Below are 18,792 nucleotides of genomic sequence, written 5' to 3' on the forward strand. Positions count from 1 at the left end.
CCCACGCTAACCGCGGCCGCGCGGACGGGGGGTGTCCCGCAGCGCGATCGCACGCGCCGGCCAGTTGGTGGTGATCATCCAGACCCGGTGGTCACGCAGGAGTCGCCGCTGGAGCCGGGGGCTGTCGACGGTCCACACCAGCAGGGGGACCCCGATCCGCGCCGTCCAGCGGGTCAGCCGGACTATCGCCAGGGCGTAGTGAGCGGCCACGGCATCGGCCCGGGAGGCCTCGAAGCGCTGCCGGGGGAAGAGCTGTCCGAGCAGGCTCCTCGCGGCCTCGCGCCACGTCAGGTTCCGCACGCTGGCGCCGATGCTCAGCCCGACGAGGATGCCCAGGCCGCGGTCGGCGATCCAGTCGCGCATCGCGTTGGTCGCGTCGCTGTTGCCGGTGGTCATGATGATCCGCGCGGGGTCGAGGGAGGCGACGAGCACCTCGAGCAGGTCGATCTCCCAGAGCCGCCCAGCGTCCCGGTCGTGCTGCGAGGTCGCGAACTTCATGTCGACGTGCGCGCCGATCCCGGTCGGTGCGAGGGCGGCGAGGAAGTCCGAGAGCAGCATCACCTCGGGTGCCCGGGCGTGCAGGTCGGCCCAGCTCAGCTTGCGGATCAGGTGGTGATCGCCGACCGGCCCGACCCCGGGGTCGTGAGCGATCACCCACGTGCCGTCGCTGCAGCGCCGTACGTCGAACTCGACGTAGTCGGCACCGACCGCCGCGGCATGCGCGATGCCCTCCACGGAGTTCTCCAGGCTGCGGTCGCTCGCCCCGGCGGCGCTGAGCTCGGCGTAGCCGCACCGGTGGGCCGAGACCAGGACCCGGTGTCGTGCCGCCACAGCCGAACCGTAGCGCCGCTGCCGCGAAGTTCGGACCGATCGGACGCTTCTGCGCCGTTCACCCACGAGACCGGACGGGCCGGGTTAGGTTCGCGCTCCCAACCAGCAAAGGACTCACATGACCCTCACCTCTCGGGCCACCGCCGTCGCTGCGGGCGCTCTCGCCCTCGCGCTCACCGGACCGGGCCTCTCCGCGCACGCCGCTGGCACGAACTGGAAGAGCCTCGTCACGTTCGAGGGCGCCAAGATCCAGGCCTGCAAGGTCCCGACCACGGCCACCGGCCCGTGGAAGGTCAAGCTCCGGATCGACGCCACCAAGGCCACCACGCGCGTCCAGGGCGCCGGCTACGTGATGAAGGGCAACAAGACCACCGACAGCTGGAAGAGCGCCTGGGTGACCCGCGGCCACTACTCCGGCGTCGGCACCGTCAAGCTCCCCCGGGGCGCGCAGTACACGCTCAACGCCGGTCTCGGCGGCGGGCAGTCGGGCGACGGCGGCTCCTTCGTCGCCAAGCAGGTCCCGCACTGCTGATCCAGAACTCGATCACGGTCCGCGGCGCTCCTGCGTAGCGTCGCGGACCGTGATCAGCGCCTCACCGAGGCGGTACGGCGTCAGGCCACCGCGACGACGACGAGCAGTGCTGGGTCCTCGTCGACCAGGCCGGGCTTGACCGCGGTCGTGCCGATGCTGGCCGGCGACGCCGCGCCCTGCGTCGTACCTTCCAGGTCGTCGAGCGCGAGGTCCGCGCCTGGGACGCCGCGCACGGCACCACCGCCTGCGGGGACCTGGTGGACGAATGGGGCTCCGAGCTGGACCTGCTCCGGGTGTGACCGGGGTCACTCCCCGAACCGCCCGACCGGGAAACAAAGCAGTGGGGGCGGTCGTTGGACCCAGTGAACAGAGTTGAGTCGATCCGGCTCAACGAGTTTGCTTCCGACGTGCTCAGCACGGAGGATGGCCCTGCAACCGAAGCAACCAGACCGGCCGCCGCGAGCGGCCGGACGACCCGGAGGTAACCCAACATGGCTCGTGCCGTCGGCATCGACCTCGGTACGACGAACAGCGTCGTCGCCGTCCTCGAAGGTGGAGAACCCACCGTCATCCCCAACGCTGAAGGGGCCCGCACCACGCCGTCCGTCGTGGCCTTCGCCAAGTCCGGCGAGGTCCTGGTCGGCGAGGTCGCCAAGCGCCAGGCGGTCACCAACATCGACCGGACGATCCGTTCGGTCAAGCGCCACATGGGTGGCGACTGGTCGGTGAAGATCGACGACAAGTCCTTCACCCCCCAGCAGATCAGCGCCTTCGTCCTCCAGAAGCTCAAGCGCGACGCCGAGGCCTACCTCGGTGAGACCGTGACCGACGCCGTGATCACGGTGCCGGCGTACTTCTCCGACGCCCAGCGCCAGGCCACCAAGGAGGCCGGCGAGATCGCGGGCCTGAACGTGAGCCGGATCGTCAACGAGCCGACCGCGGCCGCGCTGGCCTACGGACTCGACAAGGGCGACGACCAGACCATCCTGGTCTTCGACCTCGGCGGTGGCACGTTCGACGTGTCCCTGCTCGAGATCGGCGAGGGTGTCGTCGAGGTCAAGGCGACCAGCGGTGACAACCACCTCGGTGGCGACGACTGGGACAGCCGCGTCGTCGAGTGGCTCGTCAAGAAGTTCAAGGACAACAACGGCGTCGACCTGGCCCAGGACAAGATCGCCATGCAGCGCCTCCAGGAGGCTGCGGAGAAGGCCAAGATCGAGCTGTCCGCCTCGAGCGAGACCACGGTCCACCTGCCCTACATCACCCACGGCGAGTCCGGCCCCCTCCACTTAGAGGAGAAGCTGACCCGCGCGGAGTTCCAGAAGATGACCTCCGACCTGCTGGACCGCACCAAGGCGCCGTTCCAGTCGGTGCTCAAGGACGGCGGCGTCGACGTCAGCAAGATCGACCACGTCGTGCTGGTCGGTGGCTCCACCCGGATGCCAGCCGTGGGCGAGCTGGTCACCCAGCTGCTCGGTGGCAAGGAGCCCAACAAGGGCGTCAACCCCGACGAGGTCGTCGCGGTGGGCGCGGCCCTGCAGGCCGGCGTGCTCAAGGGCGAGGTCAAGGACGTCCTGCTCCTCGACGTCACCCCGCTGAGCCTCGGCATCGAGACCAAGGGCGGCGTGATGACCACCCTGATCGAGCGCAACACCACGATCCCGACCAAGCGGTCGGAGATCTTCACCACGGCCGATGACAACCAGCCGAGCGTCGAGATCAAGGTCGCCCAGGGCGAGCGCCAGATGTGGGGTCAGAACCAGCCGCTCGGTAACTTCGAGCTGACCGGCCTGCCGCCGGCACCTCGGGGCATCCCGAAGATCGAGGTCACCTTCGACATCGACGCCAACGGCATCGTCCACGTCTCCGCCAAGGACCAGGCGTCCGGCCGCGAGCAGTCGATGACGATCTCCGGCGGCAGCGCGCTGGGCAAGGACGAGATCGACCGGATGGTCAAGGAGGCCGAGCAGTACGCCGCCGAGGACGCCGCCCGCCGGCAGACGGTCGAGACCCGCAACCAGGCCGACTCGCTGGTCTACACCACCGAGAAGTTCCTGGCCGACAACGGCGACAAGATCCCGGACGACGTCAAGACCGAGGTCCAGGCCGACGCCGACGCGCTCAAGGCCACCCTGGAGAACGCCGAGGCGAGCTCGGACGAGATCCAGGCCGGCGTGACCAAGCTGAGCGAGTCCAGCCAGAAGATGGGCGCCGCGATGTACGCCGCCGCCGAGGCCGACCAGGCCGCGGCCGGAGGCAGCGACGGCTCGACCGGTGGCAGCGACGACGACGTCGTGGACGCCGAGATCGTCGATGAGACGGTCGACGGGTCCGACGGCGGAAGCGCCGAGGGCGAAGCCAAGTGACCAAGAAGCAGCAGCCCGAGGGGGAGCCCGACGTGGCTCCCCCGGAGGCTGCGGCGGACGTCGTCGGCGACGAGGACACCGCGCCCGAGGAGGGTGCGCTCCTCGACGCCGACGACGCGCCCGGAGACCTCACCGGCGAGTCGCCTGACGCCGCCACGGACGATCCGGACGAGCGGGCGGCCCGGGCCGAGCAGGCCCTGACCGAGCGCACGCTCGACCTCCAGCGGCTCCAGGCCGAGTACCTCAACTACAAGCGCCGCGTCGACCGGGACCGCGAGCTGGTGCGTGAGAACGCGACGTACGCCGCCCTCGCCCCGATCGTCGAGGTGCTCGACACGATCGACCGGGCCCGTGAGCACGGCGACCTCGACCCCGGCTTCCAGGCCGTGGCCGACCAGCTCGAGCGGGTCGTCAGCGGCGCCGGCCTGGTGCGGTACGGCGAACCGGGCGACGCGTTCGACCCGCGCCTCCACGAGGCGCTCAGCCACATCGGGGAGGATCCCGACGTGGAGGTCACCACGGCCAAGGTGGTCGCCAAGGCGGGCTACCGGATCGGCGACCGTGTCGTCCGGGTCGCGCAGGTGCTCGTCGTCGATCCCGCCCAGGCCTGACCCGGCCTCGACCAGCTCGACCAGCACCACCCACGACACCGGAGAGGAGGGGGACGTGAGCACCGACGGGATGCGCGCCGACTGGGCGACCAAGGACTTCTACGCCGAGCTCGGCGTGACCGACAAGGCCACCCAGGCCGAGATCAAGAAGGCCTACCGCAAGCTCGCGCGTGCCAACCACCCCGACTCCAACCCCGGTGACAGCGCCAAGCACGAGAAGTTCAAGGCCGTCGCCGAGGCCTACGACGTCCTCGGCGACGAGGAGAAGCGCAAGAAGTACAACGAGGTCCGGTCTCTCTACTCGGGTGGCGGCTTCCGAGGCGGCTTCCCGGGAGGTACGACGACCGGCGGCGGTCCCGGCTTCGACCTCGGCGACCTGATCCGCGAGCGGAGCGCAGGGGGCGGTGGGTTCGGCGACCTGTTCGGGGACCTCTTCGGCGGCGGTCGGGGGCGGCAGCAGAGCCGCGCCCGGCCCACCCGCGGCGCGGACGTCGAGAGCACCGCGACGATCAGCTTCACCGACGCCATGGACGGTGTCACGATCAGCCTGCGGCTGACCTCCGACGCCCCCTGCCCCGACTGCCACGGCACCGGCGGCAAGCCCGGCACGACCCCGCACATCTGTCCGGAGTGCGAGGGCGCCGGCTTCGTGGTCAGCTCCATGGGAGGCGCGTTCTCGATCAACGAGACCTGCCCGCGCTGCGGCGGCCGGCAGCTGGTGTACGACGAGGCCTGCCCCACCTGCCACGGCTCCGGCCGCGGCTCGTCGGCGCGCAGCATCCAGGCCCGGATCCCGGCCGGGGTCAAGGACGGCCAGCGGATCCGGCTGCGCGGCAAGGGCGGCGCCGGTGAGAACGGCGGTGCCCCGGGCGACCTCTTCGTGACCGTGAAGGTGTCCCCGCACCGGTTGTTCGCCCGCAACGGCGACAACCTCACCCTCGACGTCCCGGTGTCCTTCGACGAGGCCGCCCTCGGGGCCGAGATCAAGATCCCGACGCTCGGCGGCAGCCCGGTCACGCTCAAGGTGCCCGCCGGCACGCCCAACGGCCGTACCTTCCGGGTCCGGGGCAAGGGCATGGCGAAGCCCGACGGCACCCGCGGCGACCTGCTGGCCACCGTCCAGGTCCAGGTGCCCGCCCGCCTGAACGACGCTGCCCGCGAGGCGATCGCCGCCTACCGCGCGGCCGGCGTCGACAGCACCCTGCGTGCCAACCTCTTCGAGAAGTCGTGATGGACGGCAACGGCCCCGGCCTGCCTCCCGACGCCGCGGTCTACGTGATCAGCGTGGCCGCCGAGCTGTCCGGCCTGCATCCCCAGACGCTGCGCTCCTACGAGCGGATGGGCCTGATCATGCCGGGCCGCACCGGTGGTGGTGGTCGTCGCTACAGCCACCGCGACATCGAGCTGCTCCGCGAGATCGCCCAGCTCACCGCCGGCGGCGTGGGCATCGAGGGCGTGCGCAGGATCCTCGAGCTCGAGGACCAGGTGGCGGCGCTCCAGGCGCGTGGCCGGGAGCTCGCCGACGAGCTCGACGCCACCCGTGAGGCGCTCCGCCAGGCGATGACCTCACGCCGTACCGATCCCAACAAGCTGCCCGTCCTGCGCCGACCTGATCCGGGCGCCTCCCTCGTGGTCTGGCGACGCCAGCGCTGAGCCGCTCCGCGTGGCCCGATGACGCCATGGACGCGGACCCCGGGCCCGCCTAGCCTGAGCCGCACATCTCGGATGGTCCGGATGGAGGTGCGGCCATGCGGCGATGGCGCTCGGCCTTGTTCCCAGGAGTGGTTCTCGTGGCGGCGCTCCTGCCGGCCGGCATGTCGACGGCGACGACCGCGCACGGCCCCCGGGCGGCGGTCCGGGCCTCGATGACCGCGGCAGCCTCGATCGCCGACCAGGACCGCAACGGGAACCGCGTCGACGACAGGCTCGACGCCCGACTGGCCCACGCGAGTGCCGGCCAGACGCTGCGCGTGATCGTCACCGGTGCGCAGGCACCCACGGCGAAGCGCGCCGTCGGTGGCTTCCACGTCCGCCACCGGCTGCCGCTGATCGACGGCTTCTCGGCGTCGATGACCCCGGCGCAGATCCAGGCGCTTGCCCGCACCTCCGGGGTCCGGCGGATCGAGCCGGTCACCCGGGTCCGCGCCCTCGATGACGGCACCAACCGAGACTTCGGCGCAGCCGCCGTGCCGACCGACCATCCCGGCGTCGACGGCCACGGCGTCGGCCTCTGCGTGGTGGACACCGGGGTGGACCCCAGCCACGAGCAGATCGCGCCGCGCACGGTGACGTTCAAGGACTTCGTGAACGGACGGACGACGGCGTACGACGACCAGGGTCACGGCACCCACGTCACCAGCATCGCTGCGGGCGACGGGGTCGGCGGCTCGAGCGCCGCGACCTTCCGCGGGGTGGCGCCGGCGGCGAACCTGTACGCCGCCAAGGTGCTCGACTCCACCGGGTACGGCGCCAACGACGTGGTGGCGGCGGGGGTGCAGTGGTGCGCCAGCCAGCCCGGGGTCGGCGTGATCTCGATGTCGCTGGGTGACACGGCAGGTGGTGACGGCACGGACGCCGTGAGCCTGGCGGTGGACGCGGCGTACGCGGCCGGTGACGTCGTGGTCGTGGCCGCCGGGAACAGCGGTGACCAGCCGGGCACGATCAACGCGCCGGGGACGGCGACGGGCGCGATCACCGTCGGCGCGGTCTCGGACTGGTCGAGCCCCGTCGGCACCGACCGGCATGACGACGGCATCTGGCTCGCGGCGTTCTCGAGCCGCGGCCCGACGGTCGACGGCCGGGTCAAGCCCGACATCTCCGGGCCCGGCATGACCGTGCGAGCCGCACAGGCCGGCACCGTCAGCGGTTACGTCACCGAGAGTGGCACCTCCATGGCGACGCCGTACGTCGCCGGGGCGGCGGTGCTGGCGCGCGAGGTCGCGCCGTCCGCGACTCCGGCGCAGATCCGCACCGCCTTGAGCTCGACCGCGCGCGACGTGGGCGCGGTCGGGACGGACAACGAGTACGGCGCCGGCTTCGTCGACGTCCGCGCCCTGGTCAGCAGCCTGTCCGGCGACTCCCCGGTCCGGACCACGGCCTTCCCGCAACAGAGCCGCACCGTGGTCACCGTCCCCACCAACGGCGCGGTGGACGTCCCGATCACCGTCCCGAGCGACGGGGTGGGGGTCCCGATCGGCGTCACCGCGACGATCGCCGGTTCACCGGTGTGCTACTTCGGCTGTCTCTACGTGGAGTGGACGCCGGACATCGACCTGGAGCTCCGGGACCCGTCCGGCACGGTTGTCGCGAGCAGCGCCTGTGCGCTGAGCGGGCTGCTGTGCGGGGTCGGGCGGCAGGAGACCGTCGGCTACCGGCCGACCGTGGCCGGCACCTACACGCTGCACGTCTACGCCTTCACCGGCGACCCGAACTACGGGCAGGGCGGGACCGTCGCGGTCGACGTCTCGCGCGGGCCGGCCGGCACGTCGTCGCCGCCACCACCGCCTCCGGCGAACCTCCCACCGATCGCCGATGCGGGGCCGGACCAGACGGTGCTGGTGAACCCGAGGGCGACCAAGGCCACCTTCACCCTCGACGGGCGCGGCTCCTCCGATCCGGACGGGACGATCACGTCGTACGTCTGGCGGCGGGGCACCACCACCGTCGGCAGCGGATCGACCTTGACCCTGACGCGCAAGCCGGGCACCTACACGTTCACCCTCAAGGTGACCGACAACGGCGGGCTGACGGCGAGCGACACCGTGACGGTCACGGTGAAGAAGGCCTGACGCCGCTTCCGGACTCCCAGTGACCGGGTCGTCGGAGATGGCCCGGGAGGGACGTCGACGCGTCGCCGTGGGCGCCGTTGAGCTGTGGCTGGCCGACGAAGAGCGCCTCGCTCAGGTCGGTGCCCCTCAGGTCGGCGTCGCGGAGGTCGGCGCCGAGCAGGTCGGCGCGGCCGAGGTCCTGACCGCGCAGGTCGGCCCGGATCAGCAGGGAGCCGCGCAGGTCGGCGTCGCGCAGCAGCCACGGGCGCAGGTCACGGCCGGCGAGGTCCTGACGGCGGTACGACGTGCCCGACCCGCCGCGGAGGCGAGCAGCCGCCGCGTCGAGCACCGCGCCCACGCGGGGCTGGAGCTCGTCGACGTCCACGCCCAGCAGCTCGGCCGGAGACGCGGCGGTCAGGTGGACGATCTCGGCCTCGAGCGCGGCGGCGTCCTCGTCGGGCGTACGCCGGCCCACCTCCCCGAGGTGAGCCAGCATCTCGTGAAGCAGCCGCATCACCGAGAGCACCGCCGCCATCTCGGGGAGGTTGTCCTGCTCGCGCCACGAGACACCGCCGTAGGTCACCTGCGAGACCTGCTGTCCGGCCCCGAAGCACTCGAAGACCGAGCAGCCGGGCCAGCCGTCCTCCCGCAGCGTCGCGTGGATCGAGCACCGGTCGTCCGCGGCGAGGTGCGGGCACGGCGTACCGCCCGGCTTGTCGATGCCGAAGCCCGAGGCCGCCTGGAACGGGAGCAGCACGCAGCACAGGGCGAAGCAGGAGCTGCAGTCCGCGACCAGGGCCGGCGGTGTCGGGGAGTCGGCCACACCGCCATCCTGCCAGCCGCGAAATTTGTCAGAGTTGAGGGGAATCGACTCAACTTCTGGCTCGTTGCATCAGTAGGCGACCACACTGGTGGCCCGCCGTCAGTCGGCACGCACGCACAGGAGATCGACACACACATGAGCACCTTCGGGGCCGAGAAGTTCACGACGCGCAGCCGTGAGGCCATCGAGACCGCCCAGCTCGCCGCGACCACGGCGGGCAACTCCGCGACCGAGCCCGTCCACCTGCTCGCGGCCCTGCTCCGCGACGCGGAGGGTACGGCGCGCCAGCTCGTCGGGAAGGCCGGCGTCGACGCCTCGGCGCTGGCCGCCCAGGCCGAGGCGGGCGTGCAGGCGCTTCCCCAGGCGACCGGGTCGACGGTCGCCCAGCCGGCGGCCTCCGCCTCGCTGACCCGGGTCCTGGCCGGTGCGATCGACCTGGCCGGGTCGATGAAGGACGACTACGTCGCCACCGAGCACCTGCTGGTCAGTCTCGCGACCGTCCAGTCCAGCGCCCAGAAGCTGCTGGTCGACGCCGGCCTGACCGCCGACGGCTTGCGTGAGGGACTGACCGCCCTGCGCGGCAACCGCCGGGTCACCAGCCCGGACGCGGAGTCGACGTACGAGAGCCTGGAGAAGTACTCCGTCGACCTCACCCAGGCGGCCGAGGACGGCAAGCTCGACCCGGTGATCGGCCGGGACGCCGAGATCCGCCGGGTGATCCAGGTGCTGTCGCGTCGTACCAAGAACAACCCGGTCCTGATCGGCGACCCGGGCGTCGGCAAGACCGCCGTGGTCGAGGGGCTGGCGCAGCGGATCGTGGCCGGCGACGTGCCCGACTCGCTCAAGGGCCGGCGGCTGCTCAGCCTCGACCTGGCCGCGATGGTGGCCGGCGCGAAGTACCGCGGCGAGTTCGAGGAGCGGCTCAAGGCCGTGCTCGAGGAGATCAAGGACTCCGGTGGCCGGGTGATCACCTTCATCGACGAGCTGCACACCGTGGTCGGCGCGGGCGCCGGCGGCGACTCCGCGATGGACGCCGGCAACATGCTCAAGCCGATGCTGGCCCGTGGCGAGCTGCGGATGATCGGCGCCACGACGCTGGACGAGTACCGCGAGCGGATCGAGAAGGATCCCGCGCTGGAGCGCCGCTTCCAGCAGGTCTTCGTGGGCGAGCCGAGCGTCGAGGACACCATCCAGATCCTGCGCGGCATCCAGGAGAAGTACGAGGCGCACCACGGGGTCCGGATCACCGACGCCGCGCTGGTCGCGGCGGCCACCCTGAGCGACCGCTACATCACCGGTCGCCAGCTTCCCGACAAGGCGATCGACCTGATCGACGAGTCGGCCTCGCGGCTGCGGATGGAGATCGAGTCGTCTCCCGAGGAGATCGACCAGCTCCGGCGCACCGTCGACCGGCTGAAGATGGAGGAGTTCGCGCTCGCCAAGGAGACCGACGCCGCCTCCGTCGAGCGCCTCGCGAACCTGCGCGCCGACCTCGCCGACCGCGAGGAGGAGCTCCGGGCGTTGGAGTCCCGCTGGGAGCGGGAGAAGGCGTCGCTCGAAGGCGAGGGCGAGATCCGTCGGGCCCTCGACCAGCTCCGGATCGAGGCCGACAAGATGCTGCGCGAGGGCAACCTCGAGGGCGCGTCCAAGATCCGCTACGAGTCGATCCCCGAGCTCGAGCGCCGGCTCGAGGCCGTGGAGGTCGCCGAGGCCTCCGAGACCGAGCCGCTGGTCGGTGAGGAGGTCGGGCCCGAGCAGATCGCCGAGGTCGTCGAGGCCTGGACCGGCATCCCGACCGGCAAGCTCCTCCAGGGGGAGACCGCCAAGCTGCTCGAGATGGAGTCGGTGATCGGCCGCCGGCTGATCGGGCAGCGCGAGGCCGTGCGCGCGGTGAGTGACGCCGTACGACGGTCGCGGGCGGGGATCTCCGACCCCAACCGGCCGACCGGCTCGTTCCTCTTCCTCGGCCCGACCGGCACCGGCAAGACCGAGCTGGCCAAGTCGCTGGCGGACTTCCTCTTCGACGACGAGCGCGCGATCGTCCGGATCGACATGAGCGAGTACTCCGAGAAGCACTCGGTCTCGCGCCTGGTGGGCGCCCCTCCCGGCTACGTCGGGTACGACGAGGGCGGGCAGCTCACCGAGGCCGTCCGCCGGCGCCCGTACTCCGTCGTGCTCCTCGACGAGGTGGAGAAGGCGCACCCCGAGGTCTTCGACATCCTGCTCCAGGTGCTCGACGACGGACGCCTCACCGACGGCCAGGGCCGCACGGTCGACTTCCGCAACACCTTGCTGATCCTGACCTCCAACCTCGGCTCGGGCTTCCTGGTCGACCCGACCCTGGACCCCGAGACCAAGCGGAACTCGGTGCTGTCGGTGGTGCGCTCGAACTTCAAGCCGGAGTTCCTGAACCGCCTGGACGAGATCGTGGTCTTCGAAGCGCTCACGCGCGACGAGCTCACCCACATCGTCGACCTGCAGCTCTCGCTGCTCGAGCAGCGACTGGCGGTGCGCCGGATCACCATCGACGTCTCCGACGCTGCGCGCGCCTGGCTGGCCGAGACCGGCTACGACCCGGCGTACGGCGCCCGCCCCCTGCGCCGGCTGATCCAGAGCGCGATCGGCGACCGGCTCGCCCGGCTGCTGATCGGTGGCGAGGTCACCGACGGCGGCAAGGTGAGGGTCGACGTCCAGGACGGCGAGCTGGTCCTCCACCCCGCCTGACCCGAGTCGGCACAAAGAGGCAGTGGCACACCGCTGAGTCGGCGCAAACAGGCACGCGTACGACGCCGAGTCGGCGGAAACAGGCACGAGTAGGACGCTGAGTCGGCGCAAACAGGCAGCGGTGCAGCGCTGAGTCGGCGCAAACAGGCACGGGTAAAGCGCAGACTCTGCACTGGAGCGTGCACCTTTGCGCCGACTCAGCGTGATGGTGGTGTCTCTTTGCGCCGACTCAGCCGCTTTGCTGTGTCTCTTTGCGCCGAGTCAGCGTGATTGCTGTGCCTGTTTGCGCCGACTCGGCTACTCCGCGGTGGACTTCGCCCAGAGGTTGATGCCGGACTCGACGGCGTACCGGTCGATCTCGGCCAGCTCGTCGCTCGAGAGGGGTGGGAAGGCCAGCGCGTCGAGGTTGGTGTCGAGCTGCTCGACGCTGGACGCTCCGATCACCGTGGAGGTGACACGCGGGTCGCGCAGCGACCACTGGAGGGCCAGCTGGGCGAGCTTCTGGCCGCGTTGCTCCGCGATCGCGTTCAGCGCCCGCACCCGGTCGAGCACATCGGCGTCGAGGCCCGCGATCGTCGAGTCCGGACGGGCGGCGCGCGAGTCGTCGGGCACCCCGTCGAGGTAGCGGTCGGTGAGCAGGCCCTGGGCCAGTGCCGAGAACACGATGCACCCCATCCCCTGCTCCTCCAGCGCGTCGAGCAGGCCGCCCTCGATCCAGCGGTTGAGCATGGAGTACGACGGCTGGTGGATCAGCAGCGGAGTGCCGAGCTCGCGGGCGATGCTCGCGGCGTCGGCGGTCCGCTCCGGGGAGTACGACGAGATCCCGACGTAGAGCGCCCGGCCGGAGCGCACCGCGGTGTCGAGCGCGCCGATCGTCTCCTCCAGCGGGGTGTCGGCGTCGTAGCGGTGGCTGTAGAAGATGTCGACGTAGTCCAGACCCATCCGGCCCAGCGACTGGTCGAGGGAGGCGAGGACGTACTTCCGCGAGCCGCCGCCCTGGCCGTAGGGGCCCGGCCACATGTCGTAGCCCGCCTTGGTCGAGATCACCAGCTCGTCGCGGTACGGCGCGAAGTCCTCACGCAGCCACCGGCCGAAGTTCTCCTCGGCCCGGCCGTACGGCGGCCCGTAGTTGTTGGCCAGGTCGAAGTGAGTCACGCCCCGGTCGAACGCGCGGCGCAGGATCGCGCGCTGGCTGTCGTCGGGACGGTCGTCCCCGAAGTTCTGCCAGAGACCCAGTGACAGCGGGGGGAGCTGGAGTCCGCTGCGCCCGCAGCGGCGGAAGTCGGCGTCGTCGTACCTGCTCTCGGCTGCGTGATAGCTCATGGCCCCATCCTGCCGCCTGCCCACGATGCCGGAGCACCCGGCCGTGCGTGGTGCAATGGAACCCGTGAGCCAGCCGTCCACGACCCCCGTGCGCCCGTCGCAGGTGACCGTCGCCTCGTGGATGATCATGATCGGCTCGGTCTTCGTGGTGCTGATGGTGTGGGACCGGATCGCCGGTCTGCACTCGCTCGAGTCGCGACAGGCGCTCCAGTCGGTGCTCGACAACCCGGGCGTCAAGGGCTCCGGGCTCCAGGTCGACGACCTGATGCTGGTGGTCCGGATCCTGGGCATGGTCGCCGCCGGCTGCGCCACGGCGATGGTCGTCCTCGGCTACCAGGCCATGCATCGCAGCCGGGTGGCCCGCCTCGTGATGAGCATCCTGGCCGTCCCGCTGTTCGTCGGTGGCCTCGCGATCGGCGGCTTCGTGTCGTCGGGCGTCGCGGCCGCGGTGGCGACACTGTGGCTGGGCCCGGCTCGGGCGTGGTTCGACGGACGAGACCCGGCCGCCGACCGGCCGAGGCCCCTGCCGCGCCAGGTCGCGGACCCGGGTCGGCCCCCGGGCGGTCACCCCTCGGCGTTCGGCTCCCCGACTGCCCCGACCTCGCCGACCGCTGCGGCGGCCCCGCCCTCCACACCCGCGTCGGCGAGCGAGATCTGGGCACCCCCGCGCACCTCGGTGTACGACGCGCGCGGGGCCGCCGGCTTCGGCGCCGCGCCGGCCCCGCGCGAGCTGGAGGGCAGCCGACCCAGCACGGTGCTGTGGGCCTGCGTGATCACCTGGATCTTCGCCGGCCTCACCGCGCTGACCCTGGTGGTCTCGGTGAGCTTCCTGGCGGCCAACTCCACGGCGGTGCTCGCCAAGATGCACGACCAGAACCCGGCGCTGGCCGAGCAGGGTCTGAGCGACCACGCCATCCTGGTGATCTGCTACGTGTTCTGCGGTCTGTGCATCCTCTGGTGCCTGGTGGCAGCCGGGTGCGCCACCCTGGTGTTCCGGCGGGTGCGCTGGTCGTGGCTGGCCCTCGTCGTCTCGACCTCGGGGGTCGCCGCCCTCTGCCTGCTGGGCGTCGTCGGCTCCGTGATCACCCTGGTGCCGCTGGCGGCAGCCGGTGTCACGCTGGCCCTGCTGGTGCGCCCCGAGTCGCGCCGCTGGTTCGGCTGATCAGCGGCCGAGGTCGGCTCCGGCCAGCCGTCGCAGGGCCTCCTCGATGACGCCGGCCTCCTTGCAGAAGGCCCACCGCACCAGGTGGTCGCCGGCGTGCGTGTCGTGGAACGGCTGGGCCGGGATCGCGACCACACCGGCCCGCTCGGGCAGGGCCAGGCAGAACTCCATGCCGTCGGCCCAGCCGAGGGCCGAGATGTCGGTGAGGGCGAAGTAGGTGCCCTCGGGGCGGCGCACGTCGAGACCGAGCCCGGCCAGGCCGTCGCAGAGCAGGTCGCGGCGGGCCTGGAGGTCGCGGCCGAGCGCACGGGGCCAGTCGGGCTCCTGGTCGAGCCCGTGGGCGACCGCGGGCTGCAGGGGAGCGCCGGAGGTGAACGTGAGCCACTGGCTGGCCGCGAGGACGGCCGAGACCAGGTCGGCCGGGCCGGTCGCCCAGCCGACCTTCCAGCCGGTGACGCTGTAGGACTTGCCGGCGCTCGAGAGCGTCAAGGTGCGATCGAACATCCCCGGCAGGGTCGCGAGGGGGACGTGCTCATGATCGTCGAAGGTGAGGTGCTCGTAGACCTCGTCGGTGATCACGACGAGGTCGTACTCGGTCGCGACGTCGGCGACCGCCTGGAGCTCGGCCCGGGTGAGCACCGTGCCGGTCGGGTTGTGCGGGCTGTTGAGGAGCACGAAGCGGGTGCGCGGGGTGACTGCCGCACGGAGCTCGTCGGCATCGAGCCGGTAGTCCGGCGCGCGGAGGGTGACCACGCGGCGTACGCCACCGGCCATCTGGATCATCGCGACGTAGGAGTCGTAGTAGGGCTCCAGCACGATCACCTCGTCGCCGGGGTCGACCAGCCCGAGCAGCGCCGCGGCGATGCCTTCGGTACAGCCGGTGGTGACCAGCACCTGGCTGTCGGGGTCGAGGTCGAGGCCGTAGTGGCGCTGCTGGTGCCGTGCGATCGCCTGCCGGAGCACCGCGACGCCGTTGCCGGGGGCGTACTGGTTGGCGCCGGCGGAGATCGCCTCGCGGGCGGCCTCCAGCACCGAGGCCGGACCGTCGGAGTCGGGGAACCCCTGGCCGAGGTTGACCGCCCCGGTGCGGACCGCCAGCTGCGACATCGTGGTGAAGATCGTCGTCGGGATGCCGTCGAGGCGCGTCGCGGTGCGCACGGTCACGCCTGCGCGGCGGTCCACGCCGCCAGCAGCTCCTGCTCGCGCTCGGGCGACAGACCGACCGCCGGGTTGGTCGCCTGGTCGGGGTGGGCCTGCGCCCAGGCCAGGGTGTCGCGGACGACGTCCGCGAACGGCCGGTGGGTCAGCCCGGTGGCCTCGGCTCGTGACGTGCCCATCGCCAGCGCGAGCTCGGGGCTGCCCTCGGACCACAGCGGCAGCTGGGCCCCGTCGACTCCCTGCCCGACCAGCCAGTCGCCGTCCACCTCGACCAGCGTCGCGTCGCTGCCGAGCGCGGCCAGGGTCTGCTCCACCATCGCCGCGAACGTCGTCGAGGGCCGCGCTGCCGTGAACGCGCCCGAGATCCGGCGCTCGGCCAGCGTGACCGTCCAGGCGCCCATGTCCCGCGCGTCGATGCACTGCATCGGTGCCTCGCCCGGACCCGGCAGCAGGATCGTGCCCCCGCGGGCGGCCCGTAGCACCCAGTAGGGGTAGCGCGCCGTCGCGTCGCGCGGACCCACGACGTACGTCGGGCGCACGATCGCCAGGCCGGCGTCGCCGTAGGCCTCCCGGGCCGCCGTCTCGCAGGACACCTTGAGCGGGCCGTAGGTCTCACCCGTGATCTCGGTGACGTCGTCGGCCGCCTCGTCGAAGAGCGGCGAGGCCTCGTCGGCGCCCACGGTGGCCGGCTCCTCGTAGACCGACACGGTCGAGATGAAGACGTGGTGCCCGCCGCGGTCGCCCAGCGCCTCATGGAGATGGCGCACCTGACCGGGCAGGTAGGCGCAGACGTCGATGGTCGCGTCCCAGGTCTGGCCGGCGAGCACCGCGAGATCGCCGTTGCGGTCGGCCAGCAGGTGGGCTGCTCCGGGCAGCTCGTCGGTCGCGTTGCGGTGGAGGAGGGTGACGTCGTGTCCGGCGTCGAGGGCGGCCTGCGCCATGGCATGGCCGACGAAGTGAGTGCCGCCGATGATCAGGATGCGCATGCTGGGAGAGTAGTCACATGGACCGACACGTTGATCCAGCACTGGCGCGCGACATCGACTCCCGCTGCCGACTGACCGGGGAGTTCACGCTGCGCTCCGGGCAGGTCGCCGGCGAGTACTTCGACAAGTACCTCTTCGAGACCGACCCCGACCTGCTCGCCCGGGTCGCGGCGGCGATGGTGCCGCTGCTGCCCGAGGGCACCGAGCTCCTCGGAGGTCTCGAGATGGGCGGCATCCCGATCGCCACGGTCCTCAGCTCCCAGTCGCGCCTGCCCGCGATCTTCGTGCGCAAGCAGGCCAAGACCTACGGCACCTGCAAGCTCGCCGAGGGTCCCGACGTCGAGGGCCGGACCGTAACTCTGGTCGAGGACGTGATCACGACCGGCGGCGCGGTCCGGGACGCGACCCGCGCACTGCGCGAGGCGGGGGCGATCGTCGAGACCGTGGTCTGCGCCATCGACCGGTCGCCGGGCGACGACAACCCCCTGGCCGACGTCGGGCTGGAGATCCGGGCCGTGCTCACCAAGGCCGAGCTGGACGCCGTACGTTCCTGATTCGGCCGCGCGTCTCGCGGCCCGGTGGGACCATGGGGACCCCCACCTCTCCCGGGAGTCTCGCCATGTCGTCCCCCCGACGGACCACCGTCCGTGCCCTCCTGACCGCGTCCGCGCTGACGGCCTCGCTGCTGGTGTCCGGTGCCGCCGGCCAGGCCGTCTCGGCCGCCTCGACCAGTGGAGCCAGTCCCACGCTGCAGCCCCGCTCCTGCACGGCCAAGCCGATGACCGCGCCCAAGGCGGGTGTCTACTACGGCGTCAGCATCGACTGGGAGCACGACAGCCTCGCTGCCTACGCCCGGCGGCTCGGTCACGACCCCGCGATCGCGGTCACCTTCGCGGGCTTCCCGATGACCCGCCAGGACCGCACCAACGTCTCGGCCGCGGTGGACCAGGCCACGGGCGTCCACAGCGCCCTGCTGCTCACCCTGGAGCCGCACCAGGGACTGGCGGCGGTGACCAAGGCCGCGGCGACCACGCTGGCCCGTCAGCTCAAGGGCTACAACCAGCGCGGCGTGGCGGTGATCGTGCGGTTCGCCCACGAGATGAACGGGTCGTGGTACCCGTGGGGCCAGCAGCCGAAGGCGTACGTCGCCGCCTTCCGTCGCGTGGCCGTCGCCGTGCACCACGGAGCGCCCGGGTCGCTGATGATGTGGGCGCCGAGCTATGGCGGGGGATACCCGTTCACCGGGGGCGCCTACGAGGCGGCGCCCGGATCGGCCGACGCGCTGGCGCTGGACACCGACCACGACGGCACCCTGGACGCCACCGACGACAGCTACGCGCCGTACTGGCCGGGTGACAGGTACGTCGACTGGGTCGGGATGTCGCTCTACCACTGGGGTACGGCGTACCCCTGGGGCGAGAACGAGGTGCCGCAGGCGGGCAAGTTCGCCGACGAGCTGCTCGGCAGGTTCCAGGGACCCGGTGCCGACGAGCGGGTCGTCCCGAACTTCTACGCGACCTACGGCACCGGACACCACAAGCCGGTCGCGATCAGCGAGACGGCCGCTCTCTACAACCCGACCGGCGGCGGTGCCGGTGCCCTCGCGGTGAAGTCGGGCTGGTGGCAGCAGGTCTTCGCCCGGAACCTGCAGCGCCAGCTCCCGCGCCTGAAGCTGATCGACTGGTTCGAGTGGGACAAGTACGAGTCGGAGGTGGGGGGGCCGGTCGACTGGACGGTCACCCGCAGCCGCGCGATCCGGCGGGCCTTCCGGCACGCCCTGCCGTCCTGGCTGAGGTACGGCGTGCCGCGCTGCTAGCTGGTGGCTTCCTCGCCGCGCTGGCGCCACCACTCGATGCCGATCGGGATGACCGTGAGCACCAGCAGGGCCAGGATCAGCAGGTCGATGTTCTTGGCGACCCAGGGGAAGGCCGAGCCCAGGAAGTAGCCCAGGCACATGATGCTGGCCACCCACAGCACCGCGCCGATCACGCTCCAGAGCCAGAACTTCACCCGGTTCATCTCGCTCACGCCGGCGATCAGGGTGACGTAGGTGCGTACGAACGGCACGAACCGGCCGATCAGCAGCGCCTGGCTGCCGTGCCGCTCGAAGAAGTCGACGGTCTGGTCGAGGTACTTCTTCTTGATGATCCGGCCGTCGTGACGGCGGATCGGGTGCCCGATCGCCCGGCCTATCTCGTAGCCGGCGACGTTGCCCAGGAAGGCCACGATCGTGAAGCCCAGGACGCCCAGGGCCAGGCCCACGAGGTTGGGGGTGCCGGCGAGGTTGAGCTTGTCGGTGGCGAGGAACAGCCCGATCGAGACCAGCAGCGTGTCACCGGGCAGGAAGGGGAAGAAGAGACCGCACTCGATGAAGATGATCACGAGGCTGATCAGCACGAACTGGGTGTGGAAGTGGTCGAGCAGCCAGTTGGGGTCCATCCACGGGACGCCCAGGAGCATCGTCTGCAGGCCGGTCACTCGATGAGGGTACAGAGCGTCGTCTGACGGC

General features: G+C 71.5%; 17 protein-coding genes. 10 read left to right on the forward strand and 7 right to left on the reverse strand.

Translation table 11 applies throughout. From position 1 onward, the window contains the following. Window positions 1-6 precede the first annotated feature (6 nt). Entirely contained in the window at window positions 7-831 is an 825-nt protein-coding gene (locus tag E3N83_RS16075) for a glycerophosphodiester phosphodiesterase (protein ID WP_191907833.1), read from the reverse strand. A gap of 118 nt (window positions 832-949) precedes the next feature. Here E3N83_RS16075 and E3N83_RS16080 point away from each other — a divergent pair, with 118 nt between their 5' ends. Then, the gene (locus E3N83_RS16080; protein ID WP_151084176.1) at window positions 950-1,363 is read left to right on the forward strand and encodes a hypothetical protein; all 414 of its coding nucleotides are present in this window, start codon (window positions 950-952) and stop codon (window positions 1,361-1,363) included. 80 nt (window positions 1,364-1,443) lie between these two features. Here E3N83_RS16080 and E3N83_RS19640 read toward each other — a convergent pair whose 3' ends face one another. Continuing rightward, window positions 1,444-1,596, reverse strand: a complete 153-nt coding sequence (locus tag E3N83_RS19640) for a hypothetical protein (RefSeq protein WP_191907834.1) — start codon at window positions 1,594-1,596, stop codon at window positions 1,444-1,446. Between the two features lie 258 nt (window positions 1,597-1,854). Here E3N83_RS19640 and dnaK point away from each other — a divergent pair, with 258 nt between their 5' ends. The 5 genes from dnaK (at window position 1,855) to E3N83_RS16105 (ending at window position 8,128) form a co-directional block, all read left to right on the forward strand. Further along, window positions 1,855-3,729 carry a molecular chaperone DnaK gene (gene dnaK, locus E3N83_RS16085; RefSeq protein ID WP_151084177.1) on the forward strand — a complete coding sequence of 625 codons (1,875 nt, stop codon included), beginning with the start codon at window positions 1,855-1,857 and terminating at the stop codon, window positions 3,727-3,729. Beyond that, on the forward strand, window positions 3,726-4,340 hold the full coding sequence (gene grpE / locus E3N83_RS16090; RefSeq protein WP_191907835.1) for a nucleotide exchange factor GrpE: 615 nt from the start codon (window positions 3,726-3,728) through the stop codon (window positions 4,338-4,340). Before dnaK ends, grpE begins: the two co-directional genes overlap by 4 nt. A 70-nt stretch (window positions 4,341-4,410) precedes the next feature. Next, window positions 4,411-5,571: a molecular chaperone DnaJ gene (gene dnaJ / locus E3N83_RS16095; protein ID WP_151085363.1), complete on the forward strand. Its 1,161-nt coding sequence runs from the start codon at window positions 4,411-4,413 to the stop codon at window positions 5,569-5,571. After that, window positions 5,571-5,993 (forward strand): heat shock protein transcriptional repressor HspR, encoded by a 423-nt coding sequence (locus E3N83_RS16100; protein WP_151084178.1) that lies wholly within the window; start codon window positions 5,571-5,573, stop codon window positions 5,991-5,993. The genes dnaJ and E3N83_RS16100 overlap by 1 nt, the downstream gene beginning before the upstream one ends. Window positions 5,994-6,130: 137 nt before the next feature. Next, a complete protein-coding gene (locus E3N83_RS16105; protein WP_191907836.1) occupies window positions 6,131-8,128 on the forward strand; it encodes a S8 family serine peptidase in 1,998 nt (665 codons plus the stop codon). Here E3N83_RS16105 and E3N83_RS16110 read toward each other — a convergent pair. Continuing rightward, window positions 8,109-8,930, reverse strand: a complete 822-nt coding sequence (locus E3N83_RS16110) for a pentapeptide repeat-containing protein (protein WP_151084180.1) — start codon at window positions 8,928-8,930, stop codon at window positions 8,109-8,111. The genes E3N83_RS16105 and E3N83_RS16110 overlap by 20 nt on opposite strands. 135 nt (window positions 8,931-9,065) lie before the next feature. Here E3N83_RS16110 and clpB point away from each other — a divergent pair, with 135 nt between their 5' ends. Continuing rightward, a complete protein-coding gene (gene clpB / locus E3N83_RS16115; protein WP_151084181.1) occupies window positions 9,066-11,654 on the forward strand; it encodes an ATP-dependent chaperone ClpB in 2,589 nt (862 codons plus the stop codon). 297 nt (window positions 11,655-11,951) lie between these two features. Here the strand turns inward: clpB and mgrA are convergent, their stop codons facing one another. Beyond that, window positions 11,952-12,977, reverse strand: coding sequence for an L-glyceraldehyde 3-phosphate reductase (gene mgrA / locus E3N83_RS16120; protein ID WP_151084182.1), 1,026 nt, complete (start codon window positions 12,975-12,977; stop codon window positions 11,952-11,954). A 64-nt stretch (window positions 12,978-13,041) separates the two neighbouring features. Here mgrA and E3N83_RS16125 point away from each other — a divergent pair, with 64 nt between their 5' ends. Then, window positions 13,042-14,139, forward strand: coding sequence for a hypothetical protein (locus E3N83_RS16125; protein WP_151084183.1), 1,098 nt, complete (start codon window positions 13,042-13,044; stop codon window positions 14,137-14,139). Here E3N83_RS16125 and E3N83_RS16130 read toward each other — a convergent pair whose 3' ends face one another. Together E3N83_RS16130 and E3N83_RS16135 are read right to left on the reverse strand one after the other, a co-directional pair. After that, window positions 14,140-15,321 (reverse strand): pyridoxal phosphate-dependent aminotransferase, encoded by a 1,182-nt coding sequence (locus E3N83_RS16130; protein WP_272950268.1) that lies wholly within the window; start codon window positions 15,319-15,321, stop codon window positions 14,140-14,142. It lies immediately after the preceding gene. Beyond that, window positions 15,300-16,283 (reverse strand): NAD-dependent epimerase/dehydratase family protein, encoded by a 984-nt coding sequence (locus E3N83_RS16135; protein WP_151084184.1) that lies wholly within the window; start codon window positions 16,281-16,283, stop codon window positions 15,300-15,302. The genes E3N83_RS16130 and E3N83_RS16135 overlap by 22 nt, the downstream gene beginning before the upstream one ends. Before the next feature lie 17 nt (window positions 16,284-16,300). Between E3N83_RS16135 and pyrE the strand changes: the two genes are divergently transcribed. Then, a complete protein-coding gene (gene pyrE, locus E3N83_RS16140) occupies window positions 16,301-16,837 on the forward strand; it encodes an orotate phosphoribosyltransferase (protein WP_151084185.1) in 537 nt (178 codons plus the stop codon). 65 nt (window positions 16,838-16,902) lie between these two features. Beyond that, window positions 16,903-18,099 carry a glycoside hydrolase family 26 protein gene (locus E3N83_RS16145; RefSeq protein ID WP_202879250.1) on the forward strand — a complete coding sequence of 399 codons (1,197 nt, stop codon included), beginning with the start codon at window positions 16,903-16,905 and terminating at the stop codon, window positions 18,097-18,099. On the opposite strand, the gene E3N83_RS16150 is transcribed toward E3N83_RS16145, so the two are convergent. Beyond that, window positions 18,096-18,761, reverse strand: coding sequence for a DedA family protein (locus tag E3N83_RS16150; RefSeq protein ID WP_238342943.1), 666 nt, complete (start codon window positions 18,759-18,761; stop codon window positions 18,096-18,098). The genes E3N83_RS16145 and E3N83_RS16150 overlap by 4 nt on opposite strands. Window positions 18,762-18,792 lie beyond the last annotated feature (31 nt).

The organism is Nocardioides cynanchi, assembly GCF_008761635.1.
Classification (GTDB): domain Bacteria; phylum Actinomycetota; class Actinomycetes; order Propionibacteriales; family Nocardioidaceae; genus Nocardioides; species Nocardioides cynanchi.

Coding starts and splice junctions, on each gene's coding strand:
- E3N83_RS16080 (WP_151084176.1), top strand. CDS start 950: ATGACCCTCACCTCTCGGGCCACCGCCGTCGCTGCGGGCGCTCTCGCC.
- dnaK (WP_151084177.1), top strand. CDS start 1,855: ATGGCTCGTGCCGTCGGCATCGACCTCGGTACGACGAACAGCGTCGTC.
- dnaJ (WP_151085363.1), top strand. CDS start 4,411: ATGCGCGCCGACTGGGCGACCAAGGACTTCTACGCCGAGCTCGGCGTG.
- E3N83_RS16100 (WP_151084178.1), top strand. CDS start 5,571: ATGGACGGCAACGGCCCCGGCCTGCCTCCCGACGCCGCGGTCTACGTG.
- clpB (WP_151084181.1), top strand. CDS start 9,066: ATGAGCACCTTCGGGGCCGAGAAGTTCACGACGCGCAGCCGTGAGGCC.
- mgrA (WP_151084182.1), bottom strand. CDS start 12,977: ATGAGCTATCACGCAGCCGAGAGCAGGTACGACGACGCCGACTTCCGC.
- E3N83_RS16135 (WP_151084184.1), bottom strand. CDS start 16,283: ATGCGCATCCTGATCATCGGCGGCACTCACTTCGTCGGCCATGCCATG.
- pyrE (WP_151084185.1), top strand. CDS start 16,301: ATGGACCGACACGTTGATCCAGCACTGGCGCGCGACATCGACTCCCGC.
- E3N83_RS16145 (WP_202879250.1), top strand. CDS start 16,903: ATGTCGTCCCCCCGACGGACCACCGTCCGTGCCCTCCTGACCGCGTCC.